Source organism: Propioniciclava sp. (assembly GCF_029977985.1).
Taxonomy (GTDB): domain Bacteria; phylum Actinomycetota; class Actinomycetes; order Propionibacteriales; family Propionibacteriaceae; genus Propioniciclava.
Genome location: NZ_JARKOT010000039.1, coordinates 1 through 25640, shown reverse-complemented (window position 1 = coordinate 25640; position 25640 = coordinate 1). Strand labels below are relative to the sequence as shown.

Sequence of the window (25640 nt, the reverse complement as noted above, 5' to 3'; positions counted from 1 at the left end):
AGCACGCAGCCGACCTACCCTTACCTACGTGACCGTAACTTACGCTGAGTCAAGTAGTAGGGTGGACACCATGGACGTCCTGACGCCGCTCAAGCCGAAGCTGCGCGGCTGGCTGCATCTCGGGATGGCCCCGCTCATCCAGTTGGCGGGCCTCATCCTCCTCGTCGCGACACCGTCGCTCATCGGCCGCATCGGCCTGGCCGTCTACCTCGTCGGCGCCACGCTGCTGTTCGCCACGTCCGCCATCTACCATCGCGGCAGCTGGGGCCAACGCATGGCCGCGTTCCTCCGCCGCGCCGACCACGCCAACATCTTCGTCTTCATCGCGGGCACCTACACCCCCCTCGCGCTCATGCTCCTCTCCGGCTGGAGCCGTACCCTCCTCCTCGTCCTCATCTGGGGCATCGCCGCCGCCGGCATCGGCTTCAAGATGGGCTGGATGAACGCCCCCCGCTGGCTCTACACCGGGCTCTACCTCGTCATGGGCTGGGTCGCGGTCGGCTGGCTCGTGCCGTTCTGGAACGCGGGCGGCCCGCTGATCGTGTCGCTCATCGTCCTCGGCGGCCTGATCTACACGGTCGGCGCCGTCATCTACGCCCGCAAGCTCCCCGATCCGTCCCCCGCTTGGTTCGGCTACCACGAGATCTTCCACGCGTGCACGATTGTGGCCGCCCTGTGTCACTTCGCCGCGATCGCGATCGTCATCCTCCGCTGACGTTCTCCCCGGCCGGACGCCGCCGGCGCAGTCCCTGCCCCGGCACGCCGGCGAAAGGCACCGTCATGACGGCGATGCCGCCGGCCGCCAACGTGTACAACACCGGTATGTAGGCCGGCCACGGGGGCAGGCGGTCCAGCAGGCTCGCCGTCGGGGGTTTGCGGCTCACGAAGAGGTAGTTGCTGCCTACCCGCTCGTTGACGGCGTAGGCCAGGACCGCCTGGCCGGCCAGCACCCCCAACGTCCGCGCCGCGCCACGCCACGTCGGCCGGTAGCCCTCGTGCAGCAGCAGGTGCACCGGGAGCGCCACGATCAGCCCGTGGCTCGCGAAGAACTGCGCGAACTGCACGTTCCCGGGGCCGTACTCGGCCAGGTCGGGCGTCAGCAGTGCCTGCATCGCCCCGGCGATGCCGAGGTAGTAGCTGTAGTCGCGCATCGTCCGGTTCCCCGTCAGCGCGCCGACGCCGCCGAGCCACAGCGCCCAGGTGCACGCGTGCACGGGGAGCATCTCGGTGAGCGTCCAGCGCCCCGTGGCCGCCCGCCACCCGTGCAGGAACAGCTCTTGGGCGAAGGTCGCCACCACCAGCCCGCGCTTCACCGCCGCCAGCGTCTCCGGCGACTGTCCCCGCAGGCACCCCAGCGCCGCGATCCCCCCGCCGACCACGCCCAGCGCCACCAGATGCGCGCGTCCGAACAACCGGAAGGGTTCAGCCGGCGGTTTCGCCGAGAAGTACCCACCCGCCATCAGGCCCGGCTCCACAGCGCGGCCCGGATCTCCTGCACCGTCGTCGCCGGGGCGAAGCACACCTCGCCCCGGCACACGTACACCGTCTGCGCGGTCGGCACGACCTCGTGCTCGCCGTACTCGTCGGCGTCCACCTGCCCCGACGCCCCTACCCGCGCGCGCCTGATCAGGCCGGACGCCGCCGGCTCTGCTCCCTGCTCGTCGGGGGCGCGCAGGGCGCGGCCCTCGAAGTGGTGGGCGAACCCGGTGGTCCCGGGGCGTCCAGTGAGCAGGACGGTGCCGGTGGGCGCCATCCGCGCCACCGCCCGGGCAGCGTCGTTGAGGGGGTCGCCGGCGGCGTCCAGCACCACCGCCACCGCCGGACGCAGCCCCTTGCGGGCCTCGTCGGCGGCCAACAGGTCGGCCAGCGCGGCCGGCGCGAAGCGGGGCGAGGCCGCCAGGACCCCCCACGTCGTCGCGGCGGCGGCATCCGCGCGCTCGAGGAAGTCCGAGCGGGACGCCAACTCCCCCACGACCCGCAGGGCGGCGACGAGCGCCATCGTGCCGGACGGGGTCGGGTTGTCGGTCACGTCGCGCGGTCGGGCGTACAACCCATCCTCACCAGCCGCCGCGTCGAAGACGCCCCCGTCGTCGGCCCCGAACAGCCTCAGCGCCTCCTCCAGCACCGCGACGGCCCGGTCGAGCCACACCGGCTCCCCCAACACGCCCGCGAGGCGCCCGAACGCGAGCGCCACGGCACCGTGGTCCTCGGCGAACCCTACCGTCGGCGACGCCACGCCGCCCAGCGAGGTGCGCACCAGACCGGCGTCGGTATGGTGCACACGCCACAGGTGGTCGGCCGCCCCGACCGCAAGGTCGAGCCAGCGCCGCTCGCCGAACACGAGCGCGGCGGTCGCGAGGGCGTCCACGAGCCAGCCGTTCCACGCCGCCACGACCTTGTCGTCGCGGGGCGGCGCGAACCGGCCCTGGCGCACCTCGAGCAGCCGCGCAGACACCCGGCCCAAGCGGTCGGCGTCCGGCGCGCCGCGCAGCTGCAGCGTCGACAGGCCGTGCTCGAACGACCCGTGCGTCGTCACGTGGAAGGTCTCGGCGGCCCACGCGGCATCGTCCTCCCCGAGGGCGTCGGTGAGCAGCTCCGGGCTCCACACGTAGTAGATGCCTTCGTGGGCCATGCCCCTGATGTCGGCGGAGTCGGCGTCCAGGCTGGCCGCGAACCCGCCCCCCGGAAGGAGCATCTCGCGCTCGAGCCAACCGACGATCCCGCGCACCACCCGCTCGAACAGCCCCCGCAGCGGCACCTCGTGCTGCGGCGTCCGGCGCCAGCCGCGCACGTAGGCGCCGAGCAGCAGGGCGTTGTCGTAGAGCATCTTCTCGAAGTGCGGCACGACCCAGCCCGCGTCCACGGCGTACCGGTGGAACCCGCCGCCCACCTGGTCGTGGATGCCGCCGCGCGCCATCGCCTCCAGCGTGCGCCCTGCGAGGTCGAGGGCGCCCGGGTCGCCCTTGACGAGCAGGGCGTCCACCAGCAGCGGCGCCGGGAACTTCGGCGCCCCACCGAAGCCGCCGTGCAGCAGATCGAAGTCGGCGCCGGCAGCGTCCAGCAGCCCCCAGACATCGGGCGCGGACGCCGCCGCCGGCAGTTCGTTGATGGCCGCCAGCTGGTCGACGATCGCGGTGGCCGATTCCAGCACCTCGCCGCGCCGGTCGCGCCACGCCTCGCCGAGCGCGCCGACGAGCTGCGTGAACGACGGCAGCCCGTGCGCGGGCGCGGGCGGGAAGTAGGTGCCCGCGAAGAACGGCCGGCCGTCGGGCGTGAGGAACACCGTCATCGGCCAGCCGCCCTGGCCGGTGAGGGCCTGGGTGGCGCGCAGGTACACGGCATCGACGTCGGGCCGCTCCTCGCGGTCCACCTTGATCGCGACGAAGTGGGCGTTGACCAGGGCCGCGGCCTCGGCGTCCTCGAACGACTCGTGCGCCATCACGTGGCACCAGTGGCAGGCCGAATACCCCACCGACAGCAGGATCGGCACGTCGCGTCGCCGCGCCTCGGCGAACGCCTCGGGCCCCCAGGGCCACCAGTCCACCGGGTTGCCGGCGTGCTGGCGCAGGTACGGGCTCGTCGCGTTCGCGAGGCGGTTTGCCATTTCCTTGGACTCCTGACGAGTGGCAGCGGCATCACTTTGGATCGAGTGATGCACCAGAGGGATGCATGCGTGCGGCGTACGATGAGGCTTCCAGCGTAGAGGTGTCGAGTGTCTCGAAAATAGCCACCTTCCGCGATGCGTGGAACTAGGATATTATCGAGAAATGGCCGGACGCCAGCGCACGCCTCCCGGGCCCTCAGAAGGCTACGGCGATGAACCCAAGAGCGACGCAGAGGTCTTGCGGTCGGCGGCCGCGCGCATCCAAACCGCACTCCCACCGGGCTGGTCGGCCCAGGCGAAGACCGAGATCGGCGGATTGGACGACCCCACCAACGCTTCCCGGCGTCCGGACTGTCGCCTATTTCTCATGCGAGAAGGCACGACGGTGGCGACGTACGCCGTCGAGGCCAAGCGTGCCCTGGCTTCGAGCAACCTGATCCCCACCATCAATCAACTCCTCGACCGGCAGGAGGGCACGCCGGCCACCCCGGCTCCGATGCTGCCGATGTTGGTCGCACGCTACCTCAGCACCCAGCAGCAGCGGGTGTTGAAGGAACGGGGCATCGCCTACGCCGACGCCACCGGAAACCTGTACCTGATGTCGGAAGACCCACTGATCCTGCTGTCCGATCGAGGAGCGAGTGCTGATCCGTGGCGAGGTCCCGGGCGCCCGACGACCAGCCTGAAGGGCCTACCTGCCGCCTTGCTCGTGCGTGCGCTTGCTGACTTCGCCCCGCCATACTCCGTCGCCGATCTCGCGGACTTGGCTGGCGCATCGCTCGGCGCTGCCTATCGCCTCAGCGACTATCTCGTCGGCGAAGGGTTGCTCACCCGCCGAGAACGCGGGCCGATCACGGATGCCGACTGGCCCGAGCTGCTTCGGCGGTGGAGCCAGGACGCTCGATACCTCGACACCAGCACGACGCGTGGCTTCCTTGAGCCGCGCGGGCTCGGCAGCCTCGTCGAGAAGCTCGGCACACAGACACCATCGCAGCGCTACGCGGTGAGTGGCTCCTTGGCCGCCCAGCCCTATGCCGCATACGCCGAAGCTCGGCTGGGGCTCGTCTACGCAGACGATCCACCGAGGCTCGCGTCGGACCTTGGGCTTCGACCTGTCGAGACGGGAGCCAATGTCATCCTCGCGGCGCCACGTTCCCCCGTGGTCTTCCAGCGCACCTCGACCTGGAGAGACATCACCATCGTTGCTCCCAGTCAGGCCGTTGCCGACCTCCTTGGCGTCCCCGGCCGAAACCCTGCCGAGGGCGAATACCTGTTGGGCTGGATGAAGGAGAACCCGGATGCCTGGCGCCGACAACGTGATCGTTGAGGCACGCGCCGCTCTGCTCGATGCGATCACCGCACTCGAAGCCCACAAGGCATCGGTGATCCTCATCGGTTCACAAGCGATCTACCTGCGCACGGGTCATGCCACCTTCGCCCTCGCTGAAGCAACCAAGGACTCCGACCTCGCCATCGACACCCGAAGACTCGGCGAGGATCCTCTGCTCGAGCAAGCGATGACCAGCGCGGGCTTCATCCTCGACCCGGTCAGTCAGCAACCAGGCGCGTGGATCTCACCCACAGGGATCCCCGTCGACCTGATGGTCCCCGAACCGCTCGCCGGGGCGGGGAGCCGTCGCGGCGTCCGCATCCCACCCCACGACAAGCGCTCGGCACGCCGGGCCGCCGGACTTGAGGCGGCGATCATGGACAGGTCTCTCATGACCGTCTCTTCCCTCGATGGCGATGGCCGGAGCGTCGTCATCAACGTCGCAGGCTCAGCGGCTCTGCTGGTGGCGAAGCTCCACAAACTGGGCGAACGCGTCAACACGCCCGACCGTCTCAACGACAAGGACGCTCACGACATCTACCGCCTGCTGGTTGCGACCAAGACCCCGGATCTCGCGGAGACCATGCAGCATCTTCTCGCCGACGAGCTCTCCCACGTGGCCACCACGCAGGCTCTGCGCTATCTCGAGCAACTCTTCGCAACCGCAGATACCCTCGGCGCCACCATGGCCGGGCGCGCCGAGGAAGGAGTCGGCCAGCCAGACACTGTTTCGGCTTCGGTCAGCTTCCTCGCACAGGACCTGTTGTCGGAATTGACCTGATCAGGACTTGACCCCCGCGGTTCTGGTCCTGCGCGAGGCGGTTCATCGGACGCCGGCGGTCACGTCTCGTCCGGCGAGGGCGCCGACGCGACGGACGCCGCCTCCCCGGCCGCACGCGCCTCGTCCTCGGCTGCGAAACGATCCGCGCGCTTGAGGTGCGTGCGCATCGAGAGCCACAGCAGCCCGAGCACCACGAGCATGAGGACCGCCACGGCGAACGGCGTCCAGCTCGGCAGCGGATTCAGATCGAGTAGAACCACGTGCCCACCCTATCCGTCTCGTGGGTGTCGATCCCGGCGAAGAGGTCGTCCTCCGGCAGCGTCGTCGCCACCCGCGACTTGGCCAACTGGTAGTCCTCGGTGGGCCATACCTTCTGCTGGATGGCCAGCGGCACGGCGAACCAGAACCCGTCCGGGTCGATCTGGGTCGCGTGCGCGCGCAGGGCGTCGTCGCGCACCGAGAAGTAGTCGCCGCAGGGCACGAAGGTCGTCAGCCGGGCAGCCTGGCTGGGATCCTCCGGCCAGTCCTTGAGGCGCTCGGCGTAGGGGGATTCGAGACCGTGCTCGTGCATCGCCTTGTCCAGCGCCACCATGCGCTGCCGGTGGAACGTCATGTGGTAGTAGACCTTGAGCACAGCCCAGGGCTCGCCTGCCTCGGGGTAGGCATCCGGGTCGGACGCCGCCTCCACCGCCGCCATCGTCACGTCGTGGCAGCGGATGTGGTCGGGGTGCGGGTAGCCGCCGTTCTCGTCGTAGGTCGTGACGACGTGCGGGCGGAACGTCCGGATCACCTTCACCAGCGCCCTCGCCGCCTCCTCCAAGGGCACGAGCGCGAAACACCCGTCGGGCAGGGGCGGCAGCGGGTCACCCTGCGGCAGGCCGGAGTCGATGAACCCCAACCACGTCTGCTCCACGCCGAGGATCTCGCGGGCGTGCGCCATCTCGGCGGCCCGCAGGGGCCCGATGTTGGCCCAGTTCTCGGGGGTGTCCATGCGCGGGTTGAGGATGTCGCCGCGCTCGCCGCCGGTCAGCGTCGCCACGAGCACCTGGACGCCCTCCGCCACGTACTTCGCCACCGATGCGGCACCCTTGCTCGATTCGTCGTCGGGGTGCGCGTGCACGGCGAGCAGCCGCAGGGGTTCACCGGCGGCGTCCACACGCTGGGTGGTCTCGGACATGGCCGCCATTCTCCGCCCCGCCCCGGCCCGGCACCAAACCGGCGGCAGCGGCGTCCCGGTGGGGGTCGTGGCACGATGGCGGGGTGGATCAGACGGACGCCGACCGGATCGCCCGGCGCTACCCGGCCCCCGCGCTGCCGCGGTGGACGTGGATCGCGGTCGCCGCGCTGCTCATGGCGATCGGGACGCCGTGGCTGCTGTGGTCGGCACTCCACGGGGCGAACCCGGTGATCGCTGCGAAGCTGGTGGCGTACGAGGTGCGGTCCGACACGGAGGTCGACGTGCGGATCACCGTCGAGCGCCCCGACCCGAGCGTGCCCGGCGTGTGCGGCGTGAAGGCCCAAGCGGTGGGGACGGACACCGTGGGCGAGATCGACATCGTGCTGGAGCCAGGCACGGACCGGCTCGAAACCGTCGAGCGCACGATCCGCACGTTCAAGCGCGCCACGTCGGCGTCCGTGACCTCCTGCCGCGCTACTGGTTGACTCACCAGGGCTGACTCACCAGGGCTGACTCACCAAGGCTGACTCAACAGTTCGGCGGCACCACGGTGGGGAGGGCCGCGAGATCGACGGACCCGACGGTGTGCACGATCCCCCTGGCCTCCTCGCTCCGGGTGATCGACAGCGACCCACCGCGGAGCGAGATGTCGAAGCCGTCAAGACGCCCGGCGGTCGATCCCACCAGCTCGATGGCGTTGCCGGAGCGCAGATCCACCAGCAGCCGGGACTCATCGACCGGCGCCACGAGCGCGAGATCGCCACTCATCATGGCGTGGGAGAGCTCACCGTCGAGCGTGAGCACGTCCTGCACCGTCCCCGCCTTGAGATCGAGGAGCCGCAGGACCGTGGTCGGATCGTTTGCCCGGTAGCTCAGCTGGGAGGTGTACAGCAGCCGGTCACCATCGACAGCCAGGGTGGAGAGGACGTCGCCGAAACCGGGCGGTGTCGCCACGAGAGCCAAGCTCTCCCGGTCGAACGCCGTCAGGTCGCGATCCTCGGTCCACGCCAACAGGAAGGAATCGGTCAACGCCCAGTTGCGCTCACCGAGCTCCCGCACGTCGACCGGGTTGGCCCCTGCAGTCGCCAGGTCCAATTGGCGCACGACCAGCGGCGGCGGGATGGTGGTCTCGCCCGTCGCCGCGATCCACGTCAACTGGTCGCCCACCATCCAGACCGGGTAGAGCGGTGGGCGCTCGGTGTGGCTGTCCCCGCTCAGCACGATCCGCGGCGCGGCTCCGCCCTCTGCCAGGAAGAGCCGCCACGGGCCCCGGGCGCTCATGCCCGCGTCGAGCACGACGAACAGGATGCGGTCGCGCTGGATGACCGGGGCGGCGAAGAACGCTCCGTCGGGCAGGGTGGTCAGGCGGCGGGGCACGCCCGCCAGACCGTCGGGGAAATCTTGAACGAGCCGCTCCCCCGCCACGGTGCCCTCGACCAGCTCCCGCTCACCGTCGACGCCCACGAGCACCGGGTCGCGGCCGGCGCTCGGCGGGAAGTCGATGCGGCTGGCGAACGCCGCCCGCCACGCGGCGCGGAAGTCGGAACAGCTCAGGGTGGGGGTGGGCCAGGCGGACGAGGGCGCCGCCGAGGCGGTGACCGGTCCCGACGGCGTCGCGGTGGGCGTGGGAGTGGTGCGGCCGGTGGGGGCAGGCGTGGGCGCGGCGACGAGAGCGGGCCGGCCGAGGTTGGCCCCCCACACGACGCCCGCCACGGCGAGCACGGCCGCGGCCGCGGCGAGCACCAGGCGAGCGGGGCGGCGTCCAGAGGGCACCTGCTCGGCGAGGATCGTCGTCAGCAGCGCCTCGCTGGTGGCGGCGTCCTCGGGGTGAAGGCCGGGGCCGGGTCGAGCGTGCGCAGGAGACCGTCGTTCATCGAGACACCTCCACGGGGTCAGGGTCGTCCGAATCGGGGCTGCCGAGCAGCGCGGCGAGCCTGTGGCGGGCGCGCGCCAGCCGGGCCCGGTAGGCAGCAGCACTGATGCCGAGCACCTGGGCGGCGCGCGGCGAGGCGACGCCCTCGAACAGGTGGAGGGCGAGCGCCTCCTGCGAGTCGTCGGGCAACCGGTTCCAGGCCCGGGCGAGGTCCAGCCGCTGCGCCGCCCGGTCCGGTTCGAGCGCGAGCTGGGGAAGGCGTGGCTTCGGCCACCCGCACCCCGAGCGCACCCCGCCGCCGATCGGCGCGCTGGGCGTTGAGAACGAGGTTCCGCGCCGTGGTGAAAAGCCATGCCCGGACGCCGTCGGCGTCCCCCGGCACGTGGTCGAAACGGCGCCACAAGACCGTGAACGTCTCCGCGACGACCACCTCGGCGTCCCCCGCGTAACGACGCCGGACGAAGGCCAGCACGTCCGCGTAGTGGGCGCGGAAGACGGCGCCGTAGCGGTCCTCGCGGGTCGGCGTCCTCACACTCACAGCATGTCCGGCAAAGGCGCGACTGTGACAGCCCTGACGGGCCCTTGGGCGCGCGCTGATAAAGTGACGCAATGTCCGAAGCTCAGAACTCAACCGTCTGGCTGACCCAGGAGGCCTACGACAAGCTCGCGGCCGAACTCGACCACCTCAAGGGTGAGGGCCGCGAAGCGGTCAGCCGCAAGATCGCCCAGGCGCGCTCCGAGGGCGATCTGTCCGAGAACGGCGGCTACCATGCCGCGCGCGAGGAGCAGGGCCACCAGGAGGCCCGCATCCGCCAGCTCGAGACGATGCTTCGCGATGTACACATCGGCGAGCCGAGCGACAAGGCCAAGAAGATCACCCCCGGCATGACGGTGACGATCTTCTACGACGGCGACTCCGACGACGACGACACGTTCCTGCTCGGCTCCCGCGAGCTGATGGGCGTCACCGACACCGACGTCGAGGTCTTCAGCCCGCAGTCCCCGCTCGGCGCCGCCGTCGTGGGGGCCGAGAAGGGCCAGACGGTCAGCTACTCCGCGCCCAACGGCAAGACCATCGAGGTCACCATCGTCGACTTCGAGCCCTACGCGGGCTAAACCTCCTCAGAGGCGGCGCAGCAGATCGGCGGCGACGTCCGGCGCCAGCGTGCCTGCCGCCACCTGGGCCAGCACTTGGTCCCGCGCCGAGTCGGACGCCGCCTCTGCGAACTCCGGCCCCGGGGTGTCGGTGGCCACGTCCTCGGCCACGTCGGCGTCCAGGATGCGCTCGGGCGCGTAGCCGTCGGCATCGTGCTCGGACTCGGAGTCTCCCCCGGCGGCGTCCAGACCGAGCTTGGCGAGGAGGTCGGCGAAGCGCGCGCGGGCGGTCGGATAGCTGACCCCCAAGTGCTTCTCGAGTTCGCGCAGGTTGCCGCGGGAGGAGAGGAAGACGCGGAGCAGGTCGAGTTCGGCGTCGTCGAGGGCGCAGAACGAGCACGACCCGAATTCGCCGACCAGCTCGGTGCCGCACGCGCGACAGCCGAGACGGGTGGTGATCAATTCGCCGGAGCAGACCGGGCACGTGGTGGGGGGGCGGTGGAGCGTCCTCACTGGTCGTCCTCCTTCTGGGAGACGGAGACGAGGCCCATGACGGCCTCCACGTCGAGGCGGGCCGTCCCGTTGCCGACGACGAGTTCGCTGAGCGAGCCATCGCCCGGCCACTGCACGCGCCCCGCCTGCGCCTCCCCCCGCACGGTCACGTTGGCGCCGCGGGTGAGCTGAACCTGCAGCGACCCCGACTCGACCTTCACGCGAGACCGGCCGGTGTTGATCGGGCCCGTGACCTGGGCCGACCCGGCCTGGACGAGAGCGTCCGTCACACGGCGGGCACCCCTCAGCTGCGCGCCGCCCGCCGTCACCCGGACCCGCCCGAGGAACGGGACGCTCTCCGTCGTGAGGCTGCCCGCCGTGACCTCGGCGTCCACCTCGATGGCCGGGTTCACGCGCACCGTGAGGCCCTTGGCGAGGCTGATGCCACGCAGGTCGTCGAGGCTGCGCGGCGGGCGCAGCATCGAGAGCCCGCCGAGCGTCGGCGCGAAGTCACCGTCGGAGGTGATCTCGAGCACGTCGCCCGAGCGGCGCAGCACGTGCTCGCCCTCGACGGCGGTGGTGGCGACGCTGCTGTCGGCGATGATGCGGACGCGGCGTCCGACCGCGCGGACGCTCACCCGGCTCGTTCCCTTCACGCCGGTGGGGCCGGCGGGCTCGGGTTCGGGCTCCGGCTCCGGGGATCCGGACGCCGCCCGCTTGGCCGCCTCGATACGGCGGGCCGCCTCGGCGGCGTCGATGGTGCCCGCGGCGAGGGCGTTGAGGATGGAGGTGAGGTCAGGCTCGCTCATACGAAAATGATAAGCAGGGTTTTCCATTCTGGGAAGCCCTCGGGGTGAGCGATGTCAGTCCGCGACGGTAGGCGGGCTGACACACGGGCGTTCCCAAGGGGAGCGCTCCCCTTGAGTGCACTCGCCCCCCTTTGCAACGGGAGCGTTTGCGCCTACGGGGAGCGCTCCCCGTAGGACGGGGAGCGTGTGCACCCCCGGGGAGCGTTCGCGACCAAGGGGAGCGTTCAGGAGGGCGGCGAACGTCAGGGCCGACGGCGCGGCACGGCCCGCCCCCTTCACTCGGTGGGGTTCGCCCGCTCCTCGGGGTGCCGCAGGGCGCGGAGGAACGCCACGGTGAACGCCAGGATCGGGATGGCGAGCAGGGCGCCGAGGATTCCGGTCACGACGCCGCCGGCGATGATGCCGAGGAGGACGGCCAACGGGTGCAGGTCGACCGCCTTGCCCATGACGAGCGGCTGGAGGAAGGTGCTCTCCAGCTGCATGACGACGATCACCGCGCCGAGCATGATCACTGCCTGAACCCAGCCGTGGGTCACGAGCGCCAGCGCGACGGCGACCGTCCCGGCCGTGACCGCCCCCACGATCGGGATGAAGGACAGGAAGAACGTGAGGGCGAAGAGGGCGGCGACGAGCGGCACGTCCAGGAGGAAGGCCGCCAGGGCGACGCCGGCGGCGTCCACCGCAGCGACGATGACAGCCGAACGCATGTAGGCGGTGAGGGAGGTCCAGCCTCTGAGGGCGGCGCGGTCGGTCACCTCGCGGTACGGGCGCGGGATGAGGACGTCGACGGTCCCCGTGAAGATCTGCCGCCCCTGGTAGGACAGGAAGAACATCACCACGAGGGCCGTCGCCAGGCCGGCGAAGAACGAGCCGAAGACGCCACCCACCTCGACGGCGGTCGACGCCACCGAGGACGCCTGGGTCTGCAGCCACGCCACACCTTGGTTGAACCAGGTCAGCAACTGGGTGGCGTTGATGCCGAAGGGCAATGTGGCGATCCAGGCGAGGAACGTCTGAAAGCCCGCCGAAGCCTGCTGGACCAGCGAGGGCCACTCGTTGGCCACCTGCTGGCCGACGAACACCATCAACCCGGCAACGACCAACACCATGACCAGGAGGGAGGTGATGGCGGCCAACGCCGGCTTCCACCCCCACCGCTTCAGCAGGTCGGTGAGCGGGTGGAACATCGCCGTCAGGAGCACCGCGATCGCGAACGGCACCGTGATCGCGGAGAAGAAGCCGAGCACCCAGTAGGCGCCCACCACCCCCACCCCCAGAATCAGCAGGCGCAGGACGTAACCCGCGGCGATCGTGAGGCCCGCGGGCACGTGGGGCTCCAGCGGGACCGGCGCGACCTGCGGCTCGACCGGCGTGGTCACGATGACGGGCACGGGTGCGGGTGGTGGGGTCGAGGGGCTGGGGGGCGGGCCCGCAATCAGGCGGCCCAGCGCGGAGAAGATCGACACGTCGTGGTCCTTTCTGGCGGCGCGCCCAGCCTAGGAGCCTCCTGGACGCGGTGTCATCTCCGAACGGGTGGGAGGCAACGCCTCCACCGCGGCCCCACGCCGGGTGAGACCACCTCGCGATGCGGCGTCCGGCCAGACGGCTCGGGGCGCGGACGCTACCGTGGCCTCCATGCCCCGACCGCTCACCGAACTCGTCGCTGCGGACTGGGCCGACGCGCTCGCCCCGGTGGCTGACGACATCGCAGCGATGGGCACCTTCCTCCGCGCTGAGATCGCGGAAGGGCGCGGTTACCTGCCCGCCGGCAGCAACGTCCTCCGTGCCTTCAGCCGCCCGCTCGCCGACGTCCGGGTCCTCATCGTCGGCCAAGACCCCTACCCCGCGCCCGGCCACCCCGTCGGCCTGTCGTTCTCGGTCGCCCGCGACGTGCACCCGCTCCCCCGCTCTCTGGAGAACGTCTACCGGGAACTGGACGCCGACCTCGGCATCCCGCCGGCCGCTCACGGTGACCTGAGCGCGTGGTTCACTCAGGGGGTCCTGTTGCTCAACCGCGTTCTCACCGTGCGTCCCGGGGCGCCGGCGTCGCACAGGGGCAAGGGGTGGGAGCCCATCACGGACGCCGCCATCGATGCACTCGCCGCGCGCGGGGGACCGTTGGTCGCGATCCTGTGGGGACGCGACGCGCAGAACCTCGCCCCGCGGCTCGGCGGCATCCCGTGCCTGATGTCGCCGCATCCGTCGCCGCTCTCGGCGAGCCGGGGCTTCTTCGGTTCGCGCCCCTTCAGCCGGGCCAACGCGGCGCTCGTGGCGCAGGGCGGCGCTCCGGTCGACTGGGCGTTGCCGGGCTGAGCCACCGGGAGGGGGCACGCCGGGGTTCCCCCCGCGGCGTCCGGGCCTAGAATCCCCCCGTGGAAGCAACTCCCCTCGTCTGGGCACTCACGGTCGTCTTCATCGTCGCGCTGCTGGCGTTCGACTTCTTCTTCCACGTGCGCAAGTCGCACCTGCCCACGATCGGCGAATCCGCCAAGTGGACCGCCATCTACGTGAGCATCGCCGTCGCCTTCGGCGTCTTCGTGTGGGGCTCGATGGGCGGCACCGCGGGGGTCGAGTTCTTCGCCGGCTACATCACCGAGCTCAGCCTGTCGGTGGACAACCTGTTCGTGTTCCTCATCATCATGAGCAGCTTCCGGGTGCCCCGCGAGCATCAGCAGAAGGTGCTCATGTTCGGAATCGTGGTGTCCCTCGTCTTCCGGACGGCGTTCATTCTCGTCGGGGTCACGCTCATCAACTCCTTCTCGGCGGTGTTCTACCTGTTCGGCCTCTTCCTCCTGCTCACCGCCGGCAACATGCTGCGCCCCGAGAAGGACGAGGACGACGAGGAGACCGAAGAGGCCAACAACATCGTCATCCGGCTGGCCAAGAAGCTGATGCACACGTCGAGCCATTACGACGGCGACCGGTGGTTCACGGTCGAGAACGGACGCCGCGCGCTCACCCCGATGGCGCTCGTCATGGTGGCGATCGGGGGCACGGATGTGATGTTCGCCCTCGATTCGATCCCGGCCATCTTCGGTCTCACCCAGAACCCCTACCTGGTCTTCACCGCTGTCGCCTTCTCGCTGCTCGGGCTGCGCCAGTTGTACTTCCTCATCGACGGCCTGCTCGACCGGCTCGTCTACCTCAAGTACGGTCTCGCGATCATCCTGGGGTTCATCGGCGTGAAGCTGATCCTCCACGCTCTGCACAACAACACGCTGTTCTTCATCAACGGCGGCGAGCACGTGCCCGTCCAGGACATCTCCACCGAGCTGTCCCTGCTGGTCATCGTCGCCACCTTGGCCGTCGTGATCGTGTTCAGCCTCTTCTCCGCGAAAGGCAAGGCGCTGACGACGATCAAGAACGTGCGCCGCCACGCCAAGCAGTACCTCGACACCGATTTCGAGGAGGACCAGACCGTGCGCGAGCAGAACTACCGCAACCTCCTCGCCGAGGAGCGCGTCCTGATGGCGCTACCGCCCAAGGGCCGCGACCTCATCCACGACGAGCAGGAGCTCCTGGACCTCCTCGACGACGCCCACGACACCCACGACCGGTACGTGGCCGCCTATCCCGAGTACTTCCCCCACGGCGATCCACTGTCGGAGCGGCCGCTCGACACCGGCACCTACCGGTCGGCGCCCCCGGAGAACGAAGCCTGAGAAGGAGGAACGATGCGGCGCTTGCTCATCGCTTTGTCGCAGAATCCCACGGTCAAGGACGTCGCCGTCGGGTTCCCGCCGGCCCGGCGGGTGGTCGACCGCTTCGTGCCGGGTGAGTCGATCGAGGACGCCGTCGGTGCGGTCCGCCAGTTGGCGGCCTCGGGCATCCGGGCGACGATCGACCACCTGGGCGAGTACGCGGACGACCGCACGAAGGTGGAGACCCAGGTCGACACGTACCTGGCGCTGCTGGAGCGGCTCGGCGAGGAACACCTGACGGACGCGGCGGAGGTGTCGATCAAAGCGAGTGCGCTCGGCCAGGGCATCGACGACGACCTGGCCCTCACGAATGCGCGGCGCATCGCCTCCGCCGCCCGCGAGGTGGGCACGACGATGACCATCGACGCCGAGGATCACACGCGCACCGACGCAACGCTCGCCCTGCTCGCTGCGGTGCGGCAGGAGTATCCGGACACGGGCGGCGTCCTGCAGGCGATGCTGCACCGGACGCCCGACGATTGCCGGGCGCTGGCGACTGCGGGGTCGCGCATCCGGCTGTGCAAGGGGGCGTACGACGAGCCGCCGTCCGTCGCGCACCGCAGCCCGACGGCGATCTCGGACGCCTTCCTCACCTGCCTGCGCATTCTGTTGAAGGGCGACGGGTATCCGATGATCGCCACCCACGACCCGCGGCTCATCGCGGCGGCGCAGGCCTACCTCGACCTGCTCGACCGGCCGAAGGGCACCTATGAGTTCCAGATGCTCTACGGCATTCGGCCCGACGAGCAGCGGAGGCTGGCGGCGTCCGGGCACACCGTGCGCGTGTACGTGCCGTTCGGCGACGACTGGTACGCCTACTTCATGCGGCGGCTCGCGGAGAAGCCGGCGAACCTGGCACTGCTCGGGCGGGCCCTCCTCTCCCGGACGTGACCCTGATTCTGCTTGTCAGCGCTTGAACCGGAACGCGCGGATGGGGGAGGCTTCTCTCCGGCGCACTCGGGCCGACCCGGTACCGACGAGAAGGGGGATCCCGTCATGGGACTGTTCGACATGTTCCGCAGCAACGACGCCAAGGTGACGCGGGCCGCGCTCGACGAGGCGAACGACCCGGACGGCACGTCCGACGCCATCACGCAGCTGATCTCGCGCCTGACGGCCGTGGGCATCGACGGGGTGGGCCCGTTCGACTCGGCGGCGAAGGTGGCCCGCGCGGCGTTGGCCCGCAGCGGCGGCGACGTGGAGGGAGCGATCGCGCGCGTGGTCGGGCAGCACCGGCGGCTGGCGGGGACCGAGGGTTTCCTCACGAGCGTGGGTGGATTCCTGACGCTGGCCGTCGCGATCCCGGCGAACGTGTTCGCGTTCTACACGGTGGCGACCCGCATGACCGCCGCCATCGCGCACCTGCGCGGGCACGATCTGGCCGACGAGCGCATCCGGACAGCAGTCCTGTTGACGCTGACGGGCTCGGGGGCGACCGACATCCTCACCAAGGCGGGCGTGTCGGTGGGTGGCAGCGCGGCCCTGCAGTTGGCCGGGCGCAGCCTGCCGAAGTCGGCACTCATGGTGATCCAGAAGGCGGTGGGCTTCCGGCTGCTGCGCGGCGCGGGCGTGCGCATGTTCAGCCGTGCCGGCCGGTGGCTGCCGCTGCTCGGGGGTGCCGTGGGGGCCGCCCTCGACGTGGCGATGATGAACGTCATCGGCAAGCACGCCCAGCAGGAGTTCCCGGCGGTCTGAGTCAGCGCCCCGCGGCCAGCGCCCGGTCGAGCCCGGCGCGGACGTCGGCGACGAGGTCGGCGGGATCCTCGATCCCCACGCTGAACCGGATCAGACCAGGGGTCAGCCCCGCGGCGGCCTGCACGTCCGGCGGCATGGCGGCGTGAGTCATCGTCGACGGGTGGCACACGAGCGACTCGACGCCGCCCAGCGACTCCGCGAGACTGAAGTCGGCCAGCCCGGTCAGGAACGCCGCCACCGCGGGTTCCCCGCCCACGAGCTCCAGCGACACGATCGCCCCGAAGCCGTCCATCTGCCGCGCCGCGAGCGCGTGCCCCGGGTGGTCGGGCAACCCCGGGTAGAACAGCCGCGCGACCGCCGGGTGCCCGGCGACGGCGTCCACCAGCGCCTCCGCGTTCGCCAGGTGCTGCCGCATGCGCACGGATAGGGTCCGGACGCCGCGGAGCGTCAGGTAGGCGTCGAACGCCCCGCCGGTCACGCCGAGACAGTTCGCCCACCAGCCCAGTTGGTCGACGATCGCCTGCTCGGACGCCGTCACTACCCCGCCGATCACGTCCGAGTGGCCGTTGAGGTACTTCGTCGACGACTGCACGACGACATCCGCGCCCAGCTCGAGCGGCCGCTGGACGACGGGCGAGCAGAAGGTGTTGTCCACCACGACCACCGCCTCGCCCGCGTGGGCCGCCCCGGCGAGAGCCCGCACGTCGCTGATGGCGAGCAGCGGGTTCGACGGCGTCTCGATCCACAGCAAGTCGGGGGACACCTCGGCGACGTGGCCCGGGGCGTCCGGCGTCGTCAGGTCGGCCAGTTCGAGCGCGAAGTGGCCACGCCGGGCCAGGGCGTCGAGCAGCCGCCACGTGCCGCCGTAGGCGTCGTGGGGCGCGAGAACGGTGCCCCCGGCGGGCACGAGCGCCAGCAGCGTCGCCGTGCAGGCGCCCATGCCGGACGCCGTCACGACGGCCCCGGCCGCCCCGTCGAGTTCGGCCAGGGCACCGGCCAGCAACGACCGCGTGGGGTTGCCCGACCGGCTGTAGTCGAACTCGCCCGGCTGCCGCAGCCCCCCGAAGCGGTAGTTGGTCGACAGGTAGATGGGCGGGACCACCGAGGACACTCCTGTGTCGCTGTCGATCCCGGACCGCACAGCCGCCGTCACCCGCGAACGCTCCACGGCACCTCCTCCTCTGGCCTGTCGCACCATCTTCGGGCATGCCCGGCGCACCCACCAACACCCGTCCGCCCCGACCGCACGGTGCTGGCGCGTGGGGGTCCGGGGGAGATAACGTCCGCCCATGAAGCTCGAAGACGTGATCCGTTCGAAGGGCAACGAGGTCGTCACCATCTCCCCCGACGCGGCCGTCGGTGAGCTCGTGGACCTCATGTCCGGCAAGAACATCGGCGCCGTGGTCGTCTCGGCCGACGGCCACCACATCGACGGCATCGTGAGTGAGCGGGACATCGTCCGCGCCCTCGCGGCCAACGGCTGCGACCTGCAGTCCGCCAGCGTCCGCGACCTGATGACCGCCGAGGTGGTCACCGGCGCCCCCACCGACCCCATCGAGGACACCGCGCACACGATGACGAAGAAGCGGGTGCGGCACATCCCGATCCTCGTGAACGGCGAGCTGTCGGCGATCGTCTCCATCGGCGACGTGGTCAAGTACCGCATCGACCAACTGACCGACGAGCGCAACCACCTCCTCGGCTACCTGCACACCTGACGTGGCCGCAGCGCAGGCCCGTCGCCTGGTGTGGGTCGAGGGCATGGTGCAGGGCGTCGGCTTCCGCTGGTGGGTCCAGGGGCAGGCGACCCGCCTCGGCCTGGTCGGGCATGCGCGCAACCTCGCCGACGGCCGCGTCGAGGTCGACGTGCAGGGCCCGCACGACGCCGTCCAGGAGATGGTCCGGGCGTTGACGGGCAAGCCCTCGTTCGGGCGCGGCCGGCGTCCGGGGCATGTCGACAGCTACCTCGTGGAGGCTCGTGCCGTCGATCCGGACGCCTTCGGTTTCGACATCCACTGACCCACCCGCCGACCGACGCTCACAGGAAACGCACAGGTCCTACCCAGACCAGACTCACAGGAAGCTGACAGTCTTTCCGACATGAGCAACGAGCGCGAGCACCTCACCCGGCCCGACGGCACGCCGATCCGCGTCCTCACCGTGGACGACGAAAACAGCCTCACCGAACTGCTGAGCATGGCGATGCGGTACGAGGGCTGGGACGTCGCGACGGCCGCGAGCGGGCTGGGCGCCGTGCAGGCCGCCCGCGAAACCCGTCCGGACGCCATCGTGCTCGACATGATGCTGCCCGACTTCGACGGCCTCGAAGTCATGCGCCGCATCCGCACCGAACAGCCCGACGTGCCGGTCATCTTCCTCACCGCCAAGGACGCGGTCGACGATCGCATCCAGGGCCTCACCGCGGGTGGGGACGACTACGTGACCAAGCCGTTCAGCCTCGAGGAACTCATCGCCCGCCTCCGTGGCCTGCTGCGCCGCTCGGGCGCGACGCTGGCCCGCCCGGGCAGCCAACTCGTCGTCGGCGATCTCGTCCTGGACGAGGACAGCCACGAGGTCACCCGCGCGGGCGAACCCATCAACCTCACCGCAACCGAGTTCGAGCTGTTGCGCTACCTGATGCGCAACCCGCGCCGCGTCCTGAGCAAGGCGCAGATCCTCGACCGCGTGTGGAACTACGACTTCGGCGGCCAGGCCAACGTGGTGGAGCTGTACATCAGCTACCTGCGCAAGAAGGTCGACGCCGGCCGCGAGCCCATGATCCACACGATGCGCGGCGCGGGCTACGTCCTGAAGCCGGCCGCGGCATGAGCCCTTCGGTGCCCGCCGCCACCCCGGACGCCACCGGCCTCCGCACGATGGGGCGCGGCACACTCAGCCGCACCCTCGTCCTGCGGACGACGGCCCTCGTGGCCGTCATCGCGATCTTCCTCTCGGGGCTGACTGCGCTCGCCATGCACCGCATCCTGGAAGGGCAACTCGACACGCAACTGCGCAGCTTCGCCTCGCGCGACTTCGGCCCTTCGGACGGCGACTTCGACCGGCCCGTCCGCCCGGGCAGCGGCGGTCCCGGCCAGACCCAGGGGCTCCTCGTGTGCGCCAGCGACGACTCGGCCGTCGTGGGGTACGTGCAACAGGACCAGAGTCGTGTCGAACTGTCCGACGAGGCATCCGCCGCGCTCGGCACTCTGCCCGAAAGCCCAGTCCCCCAGACGGTCTCGCTGCCGGGGGTCGGCCTCTACCGCGTGGTGGTCAACGAGCACGACGGCCTCCGGATGGTCATCGGACTGCCGCTGAGCGAGCTGACGGCGTCCATGATGTCGATCGTGGCGGCGGCCGGCACCCTGACCGCCCTGGCCATCCTCATCGCGTTCCTCGCGGCCCGGCAGGTGGTGGAGCGCAGCCTCGCCCCGCTCGCCCGGCTGGCCACGACCGCGCACCACGTGTCGTCGCTCGAACTCGACAGCGGCGAGGTGGCGCTCACCGTCCGGGTGCCTCCGCGTGACGCCGACCCACGCTCGGAGGTGGGGCAGGTGGGGCTCGCGTTCAACCACATGCTCGACAACGTGGAGGGGGCGCTGGCCGCGCGGCAGGCGTCCGAGACGAAGGTCCGCCAGTTCGTGGCGGATGCGAGCCATGAGCTGCGCAACCCGCTGGCGGCCATCCGCGGCTACGCGGAACTGACCCGCCGGCAGCGTGACGAACTGCCGCCGGACGCCAGCCACGCGCTCGCCCGTATCGATTCGGAGTCGTCGCGCATGTCGACGCTCGTCGAGGACCTGCTCCTGCTCGCCCGCCTCGACGCGGGCCCGAACATCACCCTCAGCGAGGTCGACCTGTCGAACCTCGTCGCCAACGCGGTCAGCGACGCCGAGGCCGCCGGCCCGGACCACCGCTGGTCGGTCGACCTGCCGGAGGAGCCGGTCGTGGCGCGCGTCGACCACAACCGCATCCACCAGGTATTGGTGAATCTCTTCGCGAACGCCCGCGCGCACACACCCGCCGGCACGTCGGTCCGGACGAGCCTCGCCGTCGACGGCGGCCACGTGGTCATCGTGGTCGCCGACGACGGGCCGGGCATCCCGGAATCCGTCCTACCGAGCCTGTTCGAACGATTCACCAGGGCCGACACCGCCCGCGTCCGCACCGGCACCACGTCGAGCACCGGCCTGGGGCTGGCGATCGTCGCCGCCGTGGTGGGCGCCCATGGGGGCACCGTGACCGCCACGAACGGTCTGGTCCGGGGGGCCACGTTTACCGTCCGGCTACCACTGCGGCGCAGCCAACCGCAACTCTGAGTGTCCGTGGGCCGCGACGTCCCCCGGTGAACGCTGTTCCCCCGGTACCGTTGTGCCTCGTGATCGTGACGTTCACCGCCAACCCGAGCCTGGACCACACAGCCCTCCTCGCGGGCCCGCTGACCGCCCAAGCGGTGAATCATGTGGTGGCGAGCAGTTTGGTGGCCGGCGGCCGCGGCGTCCACCTCGCCGCGACCCTGCACCGCGCTGGACGCCGCGCGCTCGCGATCCTGCCGGCGAACCACGACGACCCCATCGTGCAGGTGCTGCGCGAGAGCGGTATCCCGCATCGGCTGGTGCCGATCGACCATCGGGCCCGGACCACCATGACCGTCACGAACGAGGGGGCGTCCACGGTCATCCGCGAGGCCGGCTTGACGCTGGCGCCGGAGGCGGTCACGGCCATGATGAGTGCCGTCATGGGCGCGTGCCCGGGGGCCTCGTGGCTGGCCCTGTGCGGCTCGCTGCCACCGGGAGCCCCCGCCGACCTCTATCCGCGCATGACGCGCATGGCCCAAGGTGTCGGCGTACAGGTGGCGGTGCAGACGAGCGGGCAGGCGCTCGAGGTCGTCCTCGAGCACGCCGCGGACGCCCCGCCCGATCTGCTCACCCTGAACGCCCGTCAGTTCGCCGAGGCGACCGGGGTGCCCCTGGAACACGACGACGGCTACGCACGGGTGGTGTCGGCGGCGGGACACGTGACGTCGCTGCTCGACCTTGGCGTCAAGCGGGTGCTCGTCACCCTCGGCGAGCACGGGGCGATCAGCGCGGACGCCGACGGCGTCTGGTACGCACGCACCGAGAGCGCACCGCTCGTGACGGCGGTCGGCCGCGGCGCGGCGGCGACCGCCGGGTGGCTCATGGCGTTCGAGGACGGCGCCCCTGCCCCTGAACGTCTGGGCCGCGCGCACGCCTATGCCGTCGCGCGCGGGGCGCAGGAGGGTGGCGACGCCCCCGACCCCGCCGATGCCGACGCCGTGTCGGTGACGGTGAGCGCTCTCACGCACGCCTGAGTCCGCCGAGGCTGTCAGCGGCGCACCACGCGCAGAAGGCGCAGCCCGCGCGTCATCACGGCGGCGAACTGCTCCTTCGCCATCCCCGGCGGAGTGCCCAGACCGAGCCCGCGCTGAGTGGCCACGGACTGGGTTTCCGTGAACCGCAGGATGCCTTCGGGGCCTTGGCGGCGCCCGAGACCCGATTGTCCCCGACCGCCCATGGGCGCCGCGAGGGACGCGAAGGTTGCCCCGATCGCCTCGTTGACGTTGACGGTGCCGACGCGCAGCCGGGCGGCCAAGGCTCGGGCACGCCGATGGTCGGTGCTCCAGACAGAGGCGTTGAGCCCGTAGGCGGAGTCGTTGGCGGCCGCAACGGCGGCGTCCTCGTCGTCGAAGGGATAGAGGGCGACGACCGGACCGAACGTCTCCTCGCGGAAACAGGCCATCTCCTCCGTCACGCCCTCGAGGATGGTGGGCTCGTAGCTCCACGGTGCCAGGTCGGGGCGGGCGCGGCCACCGGCGAGCACAGTGGCTCCGCGGGAGCGGGCGTCGTCGGCGGCGGCAGCCACCTTCTTGAGCTGGGATTCGGAGGCGAGCGTGCCGACATCGGGCGTCCAGTCGAGCCCGACGCTCAGGTCGAGGGCCAAGGTGGCGGCGACGAACGAGTCGCGGAAGTCGGCGTAGACGGCGCGGGCCACGTAGATGCGTTCGAAGCTGACGCAGAGCTGACCCGCATTGGCGAAACAACCGCGGACCGCGCCGTCGACGGCGGCGCCGAGTTCGGCGTCGGCGCAGACGATCATGGGGTTCTTGCCCCCCAGTTCGAGCGACGCTGCGATGAGGTTGTGGCCGGCTCGCTCTCCGACGCTGCGGCCCGTGGCGGTGGAGCCGGTGAAGCAGACGTGGTCGGCGCGGTCGATGAGGGCGGGCCCGAGCTTGGATCCGGGGCCGGCGACGACTTGCCAGGCATCGGCGGGGACACCGGCCCGGCGAAGAAGCTCCAGGCCGGCGAGGGCACTGAGCATCGTCTGGGCGTCGGGCTTGGCGACCACGGCATTGCCGGCGGCCAGGGCGGCCAGGCCGTCGCTGAACGCCATGGTGAGGGGATAGTTCCACGGCGAGATGACGGCGACGACGCCCTTGGGGTGGTGGTGAACGTCAACCCTGGTCAGCAACGGGAAGAGTCCCGGGCGCCGCTCGGAGCGCAGGACGCAGGCGGCATGCACGCCGTGGTAGCGGGCGGTCATGGCGACGTGGAAGATCTCCTCGACCGCGTCGCGGCGGGCCTTGCCGGTCTCCGCGACGATGATGTCGGCGAGCTCCGCCTGGTGAGCGAGGAGGAGATCGTGGAACGCGAGCAGGAGGCGTCCGCGGGTGGCGGGGCCGAGTGCGGCCCAGGCCGGCTGGGCGCTGCGAGCCGCGGCGAACGCGGCGTCGAGGTCGGCGTCGGTGGATTGCGGGATGCGGGCGAGCGGTGCGCCATCCAGGGGGGACACGGTGGCTCGCGTCTCGGCCGCGGAGGCACGCACCCCGGTCAGTAGGCGTTCGATCGTGGCGGATGGCAGCAGCTGGCGGGCAGCGACGTAGGTGCTCACGCGCTCAGCCTAGGTGGCGGATGGATGGCGTCCTCCACCGAATCCCAACACGCGACGCCCGCCGGACGGGCAGCGCAGCGGGGCGGGCGGCGTCCTGTGCTGGGATCAGGTGCAATAGGCTGGCCCCGACCTGAGAACCGGAGGAAGCATGACCACGCGCGCCGAACTCGCCCACCTCGTCGATCACACGCTGCTCGCACCGACGGCCGCGCCGGCCGAGGTCGTGGCGTTGGCAGCCGAGGCGGCCGAGCTCGGCGCGTACTCGATCTGCGTGTCGCCGTCGATGCTGCCGTTGGGCGTCGCTCTGGGCCCCCTCAAGCTCGCCACGGTCTGTGGGTTCCCGTCGGGCAAGCACACGCCGGCGGCCAAAGCGTTCGAGGCGGCCGAGTCCGTGGCGCACGGCGCCGACGAGATCGACATGGTGATCGACATCGGCCGCCTCAAGGCCGGGGACGCCGCGCACACCGAGGCGGAGATCCGGGCGGTCCGCGAGGCCGTGCCCGCGCCGACGCTGCTCAAGGTGATCATCGAGTCCGCGGCGCTCACCGACGACGAAATCGTCGCCGCCTGCCGCGCCGCCGAGTCCGCGGGCGCCGACTTCGTGAAGACCTCGACAGGCTTCCACCCCAGCGGTGGGGCGTCCGTGCACGCGATCGCGCTGATGGCGAAGACGGTCGGCGGCAGGCTCGGAGTGAAGGCGTCCGGCGGCATCCGCGACTGGGCGACGGCCACCGCCATGGTCGATGCCGGGGCGACGCGGCTCGGTTTGTCGGGCACGCGCGCCGTGCTCGACGGCGGCACGTCCGAGGGTTACTGACCTCCCCCACCGTCCACCCCCCGAAGGAGACACCCCATGACCCACCCCAGCCCGTAGCGTCCGCTCGCCCTGGCGCGACCCTGTCGACGGCCGTGGCGATGCTGTCCGGCTGCTCCGTGCTGCGCACCCTGCCCGGCATCGACCGCCCCGACCCCACCCCGACGAGCACTCGGACGAGCAGTTCGGGCGGTTCGGAGGCGGACGTGCGCGTCCTGAACGGCGGCGAGGTGCAGGCACTCGCCGAGAGCCTGTGGGAGGGCACCGACTACACGCACGTCAGCGAGACCAACGTCGTCAACAACAACGTGGAGGTGTGGCTGTTCAAGGACGATCCCGAGGACGCCCCCCATCTCGCGCTGGACGTTCGACGGCGCCCCCGCCGAGGACGAGTCGCTCAGCGACATCATGGCCCTCTATCTGCCGCGCCCGGCGCTGCCCGTGGACCAGGTGGACGTGGCGTCGCTCTACGAGGAGATCGTCGCGGGGCTGGGGCCGTGAGAGTCCTACGGCATGCATTGGCAGCTTGCGCACAACGGCGTGCCACTCGTGACGGGTCAGTGCGACCTCGGCGCGATCACCTACCGGCGCATCGGCGACGTGACGTGGCAACCGCAGAAGCATTTCGAGGACGCCGCCGGTCTCGATGCGCTGCTCGACCTCGCGGCGCCGGCCGGCATCGAGGACCTTGCCCTGGTCCAGCTCAACGGCGAAACCGCCAGCTTCGAGGGGACCAACACCTCCGTCGCGAACCTCGACGGCTCGACGTGCACGTACGACTTCGACGAGGGCACCTGGCAGACCTACTGCACCGAACAGCTGACGAACATGCCGTTCCCGGCGGCGTCGTTCGACACGGCGAAGATGGCCGGCATCCTCGCGACGATGCGCGCCGACGCCGCCGCGCACGGCGGCATCGACCACGATCAGTTCTTCGTGGGCTGGATGGACTCCGTTCAGTCCAATGTGGTCTGGACCGTCACCGGCGACGCGACGAACATCATCTACAGCTTCGACGGCGTCCGGCTGCAGTAGAGCGGCTGCGCCCGCGGCGTCCGGCGGCGCGGGGGCGGTGCACGTTTCTGACGTAGCTTTTCTGACCTAGCTCTTCTTGGCACGTGCCAAGAAAAGCAAGTACCGCGTCAGGCAACCTAGGCCCTCTTGATGGTGGCGGCGCGTTTGATGACCTTGCGGAGTCGTGGGTCGGTGGCGTGGTTGTTGCGGCAGATGATGTAGCGGCGGATCATGCTGGCTTGCTCGCGGTGGCTGGGGTGGTCGGTGCCGTCGAGGGCGAAGTAGCGCAGGGCGGTGAACTGGGCCTCGATCCGGTTCAGCCACGACCCGTAGAACGGCACGTAGGCGA

27 protein-coding genes and 2 pseudogenes are annotated in these 25640 nt (G+C 70.8%); 16 read left to right on the top strand and 13 right to left on the bottom strand.

Annotated features, from left to right (window positions below; translation table 11 throughout):
• Positions 1-28 precede the first annotated feature (28 nt).
• Complete coding sequence (locus Q1K57_RS02650; RefSeq protein WP_300078717.1) at positions 29-715, top strand: hemolysin III family protein; 687 nt, start codon at positions 29-31, stop codon at positions 713-715.
• Here the strand turns inward: Q1K57_RS02650 and Q1K57_RS02645 are convergent.
• On the bottom strand, positions 702-1475 hold the full coding sequence (locus tag Q1K57_RS02645) for a TIGR02206 family membrane protein (RefSeq protein ID WP_300078715.1): 774 nt from the start codon (positions 1473-1475) through the stop codon (positions 702-704). The two genes, Q1K57_RS02650 and Q1K57_RS02645, sit on opposite strands and share 14 nt — an antisense overlap.
• On the bottom strand, positions 1460-3604 hold the full coding sequence (locus Q1K57_RS02640; protein ID WP_300078713.1) for a thioredoxin domain-containing protein: 2145 nt from the start codon (positions 3602-3604) through the stop codon (positions 1460-1462). Before Q1K57_RS02640 ends, Q1K57_RS02645 begins: the two co-directional genes overlap by 16 nt.
• Before the next feature lie 163 nt (positions 3605-3767).
• Here Q1K57_RS02640 and Q1K57_RS02635 point away from each other — a divergent pair, with 163 nt between their 5' ends.
• Entirely contained in the window at positions 3768-4931 is a 1164-nt protein-coding gene (locus Q1K57_RS02635; RefSeq protein ID WP_300078711.1) for a hypothetical protein, read from the top strand.
• Positions 4903-5715: a GSU2403 family nucleotidyltransferase fold protein gene (locus tag Q1K57_RS02630; protein WP_300078709.1), complete on the top strand. Its 813-nt coding sequence runs from the start codon at positions 4903-4905 to the stop codon at positions 5713-5715. The genes Q1K57_RS02635 and Q1K57_RS02630 overlap by 29 nt, the downstream gene beginning before the upstream one ends.
• Before the next feature lie 59 nt (positions 5716-5774).
• On the opposite strand, the gene Q1K57_RS02625 is transcribed toward Q1K57_RS02630, so the two are convergent.
• Together Q1K57_RS02625 and mca are read right to left on the bottom strand one after the other, a co-directional pair.
• Positions 5775-5975: a hypothetical protein gene (locus Q1K57_RS02625; protein ID WP_300078706.1), complete on the bottom strand. Its 201-nt coding sequence runs from the start codon at positions 5973-5975 to the stop codon at positions 5775-5777.
• The gene (gene mca / locus Q1K57_RS02620; RefSeq protein WP_300078704.1) at positions 5957-6892 is read right to left on the bottom strand and encodes a mycothiol conjugate amidase Mca; all 936 of its coding nucleotides are present in this window, start codon (positions 6890-6892) and stop codon (positions 5957-5959) included. Before mca ends, Q1K57_RS02625 begins: the two co-directional genes overlap by 19 nt.
• 83 nt (positions 6893-6975) lie before the next feature.
• Between mca and Q1K57_RS02615 the strand changes: the two genes are divergently transcribed.
• Positions 6976-7377 (top strand): DUF4307 domain-containing protein, encoded by a 402-nt coding sequence (locus Q1K57_RS02615; protein ID WP_300078702.1) that lies wholly within the window; start codon positions 6976-6978, stop codon positions 7375-7377.
• Positions 7378-7420: 43 nt separating this feature from the next.
• Here the strand turns inward: Q1K57_RS02615 and Q1K57_RS02610 are convergent, their stop codons facing one another.
• From Q1K57_RS02610 to Q1K57_RS15670, 3 genes and pseudogenes are all read right to left on the bottom strand, one after another.
• Positions 7421-8665, bottom strand: coding sequence for a hypothetical protein (locus tag Q1K57_RS02610; RefSeq protein WP_300078700.1), 1245 nt, complete (start codon positions 8663-8665; stop codon positions 7421-7423).
• Between the two features lie 97 nt (positions 8666-8762).
• The gene (locus Q1K57_RS02605; RefSeq protein WP_300078698.1) at positions 8763-9056 is read right to left on the bottom strand and encodes a sigma factor-like helix-turn-helix DNA-binding protein; all 294 of its coding nucleotides are present in this window, start codon (positions 9054-9056) and stop codon (positions 8763-8765) included.
• 13 nt (positions 9057-9069) lie between these two features.
• Positions 9070-9297, bottom strand: a pseudogene (locus tag Q1K57_RS15670) (sigma factor); the annotation flags it as partial.
• Between the two features lie 77 nt (positions 9298-9374).
• Between Q1K57_RS15670 and greA the strand changes: the two are divergent.
• Positions 9375-9881 carry a transcription elongation factor GreA gene (greA, locus tag Q1K57_RS02600; RefSeq protein ID WP_300078696.1) on the top strand — a complete coding sequence of 169 codons (507 nt, stop codon included), beginning with the start codon at positions 9375-9377 and terminating at the stop codon, positions 9879-9881.
• A gap of 6 nt (positions 9882-9887) precedes the next feature.
• On the opposite strand, the gene Q1K57_RS02595 is transcribed toward greA, so the two are convergent.
• The 3 genes from Q1K57_RS02595 to Q1K57_RS02585 form a co-directional block, all read right to left on the bottom strand.
• A complete protein-coding gene (locus tag Q1K57_RS02595) occupies positions 9888-10373 on the bottom strand; it encodes a DUF2089 domain-containing protein (RefSeq protein ID WP_300078693.1) in 486 nt (161 codons plus the stop codon).
• Positions 10370-11161, bottom strand: coding sequence for a hypothetical protein (locus Q1K57_RS02590; protein WP_300078691.1), 792 nt, complete (start codon positions 11159-11161; stop codon positions 10370-10372). Before Q1K57_RS02590 ends, Q1K57_RS02595 begins: the two co-directional genes overlap by 4 nt.
• A 275-nt stretch (positions 11162-11436) precedes the next feature.
• Entirely contained in the window at positions 11437-12627 is a 1191-nt protein-coding gene (locus tag Q1K57_RS02585) for an AI-2E family transporter (protein ID WP_300078689.1), read from the bottom strand.
• A 169-nt stretch (positions 12628-12796) separates the two neighbouring features.
• Between Q1K57_RS02585 and Q1K57_RS02580 the strand changes: the two genes are divergently transcribed.
• From Q1K57_RS02580 to Q1K57_RS02565, 4 genes are all read left to right on the top strand, one after another.
• The gene (locus Q1K57_RS02580) at positions 12797-13474 is read left to right on the top strand and encodes a uracil-DNA glycosylase (RefSeq protein ID WP_300078687.1); all 678 of its coding nucleotides are present in this window, start codon (positions 12797-12799) and stop codon (positions 13472-13474) included.
• 59 nt (positions 13475-13533) lie between these two features.
• The gene (locus Q1K57_RS02575) at positions 13534-14823 is read left to right on the top strand and encodes a TerC family protein (RefSeq protein ID WP_300078685.1); all 1290 of its coding nucleotides are present in this window, start codon (positions 13534-13536) and stop codon (positions 14821-14823) included.
• 12 nt (positions 14824-14835) lie between these two features.
• A complete protein-coding gene (locus tag Q1K57_RS02570; RefSeq protein WP_300078683.1) occupies positions 14836-15753 on the top strand; it encodes a proline dehydrogenase family protein in 918 nt (305 codons plus the stop codon).
• Positions 15754-15858: 105 nt separating this feature from the next.
• Positions 15859-16557: an EcsC family protein gene (locus tag Q1K57_RS02565; protein WP_300078680.1), complete on the top strand. Its 699-nt coding sequence runs from the start codon at positions 15859-15861 to the stop codon at positions 16555-16557.
• 1 nt (position 16558) lies between these two features.
• Here Q1K57_RS02565 and Q1K57_RS02560 read toward each other — a convergent pair whose 3' ends face one another.
• Entirely contained in the window at positions 16559-17725 is a 1167-nt protein-coding gene (locus Q1K57_RS02560) for a PLP-dependent transferase (protein ID WP_300078678.1), read from the bottom strand.
• 121 nt (positions 17726-17846) lie between these two features.
• Here Q1K57_RS02560 and Q1K57_RS02555 point away from each other — a divergent pair, with 121 nt between their 5' ends.
• The 5 genes from Q1K57_RS02555 (at position 17847) to Q1K57_RS02535 (ending at position 21886) form a co-directional block, all read left to right on the top strand.
• The gene (locus tag Q1K57_RS02555) at positions 17847-18275 is read left to right on the top strand and encodes a CBS domain-containing protein (protein ID WP_300078676.1); all 429 of its coding nucleotides are present in this window, start codon (positions 17847-17849) and stop codon (positions 18273-18275) included.
• A gap of 1 nt (position 18276) precedes the next feature.
• A complete protein-coding gene (locus Q1K57_RS02550) occupies positions 18277-18576 on the top strand; it encodes an acylphosphatase (protein ID WP_300078674.1) in 300 nt (99 codons plus the stop codon).
• An 81-nt stretch (positions 18577-18657) separates the two neighbouring features.
• On the top strand, positions 18658-19386 hold the full coding sequence (locus Q1K57_RS02545; RefSeq protein WP_300078672.1) for a response regulator transcription factor: 729 nt from the start codon (positions 18658-18660) through the stop codon (positions 19384-19386).
• Positions 19383-20873, top strand: coding sequence for a HAMP domain-containing sensor histidine kinase (locus Q1K57_RS02540; RefSeq protein ID WP_300078670.1), 1491 nt, complete (start codon positions 19383-19385; stop codon positions 20871-20873). Before Q1K57_RS02545 ends, Q1K57_RS02540 begins: the two co-directional genes overlap by 4 nt.
• A gap of 59 nt (positions 20874-20932) precedes the next feature.
• Positions 20933-21886, top strand: a complete 954-nt coding sequence (locus tag Q1K57_RS02535) for a PfkB family carbohydrate kinase (protein ID WP_300078668.1) — start codon at positions 20933-20935, stop codon at positions 21884-21886.
• A 14-nt stretch (positions 21887-21900) separates the two neighbouring features.
• Here the strand turns inward: Q1K57_RS02535 and Q1K57_RS02530 are convergent, their stop codons facing one another.
• Complete coding sequence (locus Q1K57_RS02530) at positions 21901-23463, bottom strand: succinic semialdehyde dehydrogenase (protein WP_300078665.1); 1563 nt, start codon at positions 23461-23463, stop codon at positions 21901-21903.
• A gap of 148 nt (positions 23464-23611) precedes the next feature.
• Here Q1K57_RS02530 and deoC point away from each other — a divergent pair, with 148 nt between their 5' ends.
• On the top strand, positions 23612-24280 hold the full coding sequence (deoC, locus tag Q1K57_RS02525) for a deoxyribose-phosphate aldolase (RefSeq protein ID WP_300078663.1): 669 nt from the start codon (positions 23612-23614) through the stop codon (positions 24278-24280).
• Positions 24281-24790: 510 nt separating this feature from the next.
• Positions 24791-25312 (top strand): hypothetical protein, encoded by a 522-nt coding sequence (locus Q1K57_RS02520; protein ID WP_300078661.1) that lies wholly within the window; start codon positions 24791-24793, stop codon positions 25310-25312.
• 116 nt (positions 25313-25428) lie between these two features.
• Here Q1K57_RS02520 and Q1K57_RS02515 read toward each other — a convergent pair.
• Positions 25429-25640: pseudogene (locus Q1K57_RS02515) on the bottom strand (Mobile element protein); the annotation flags it as partial.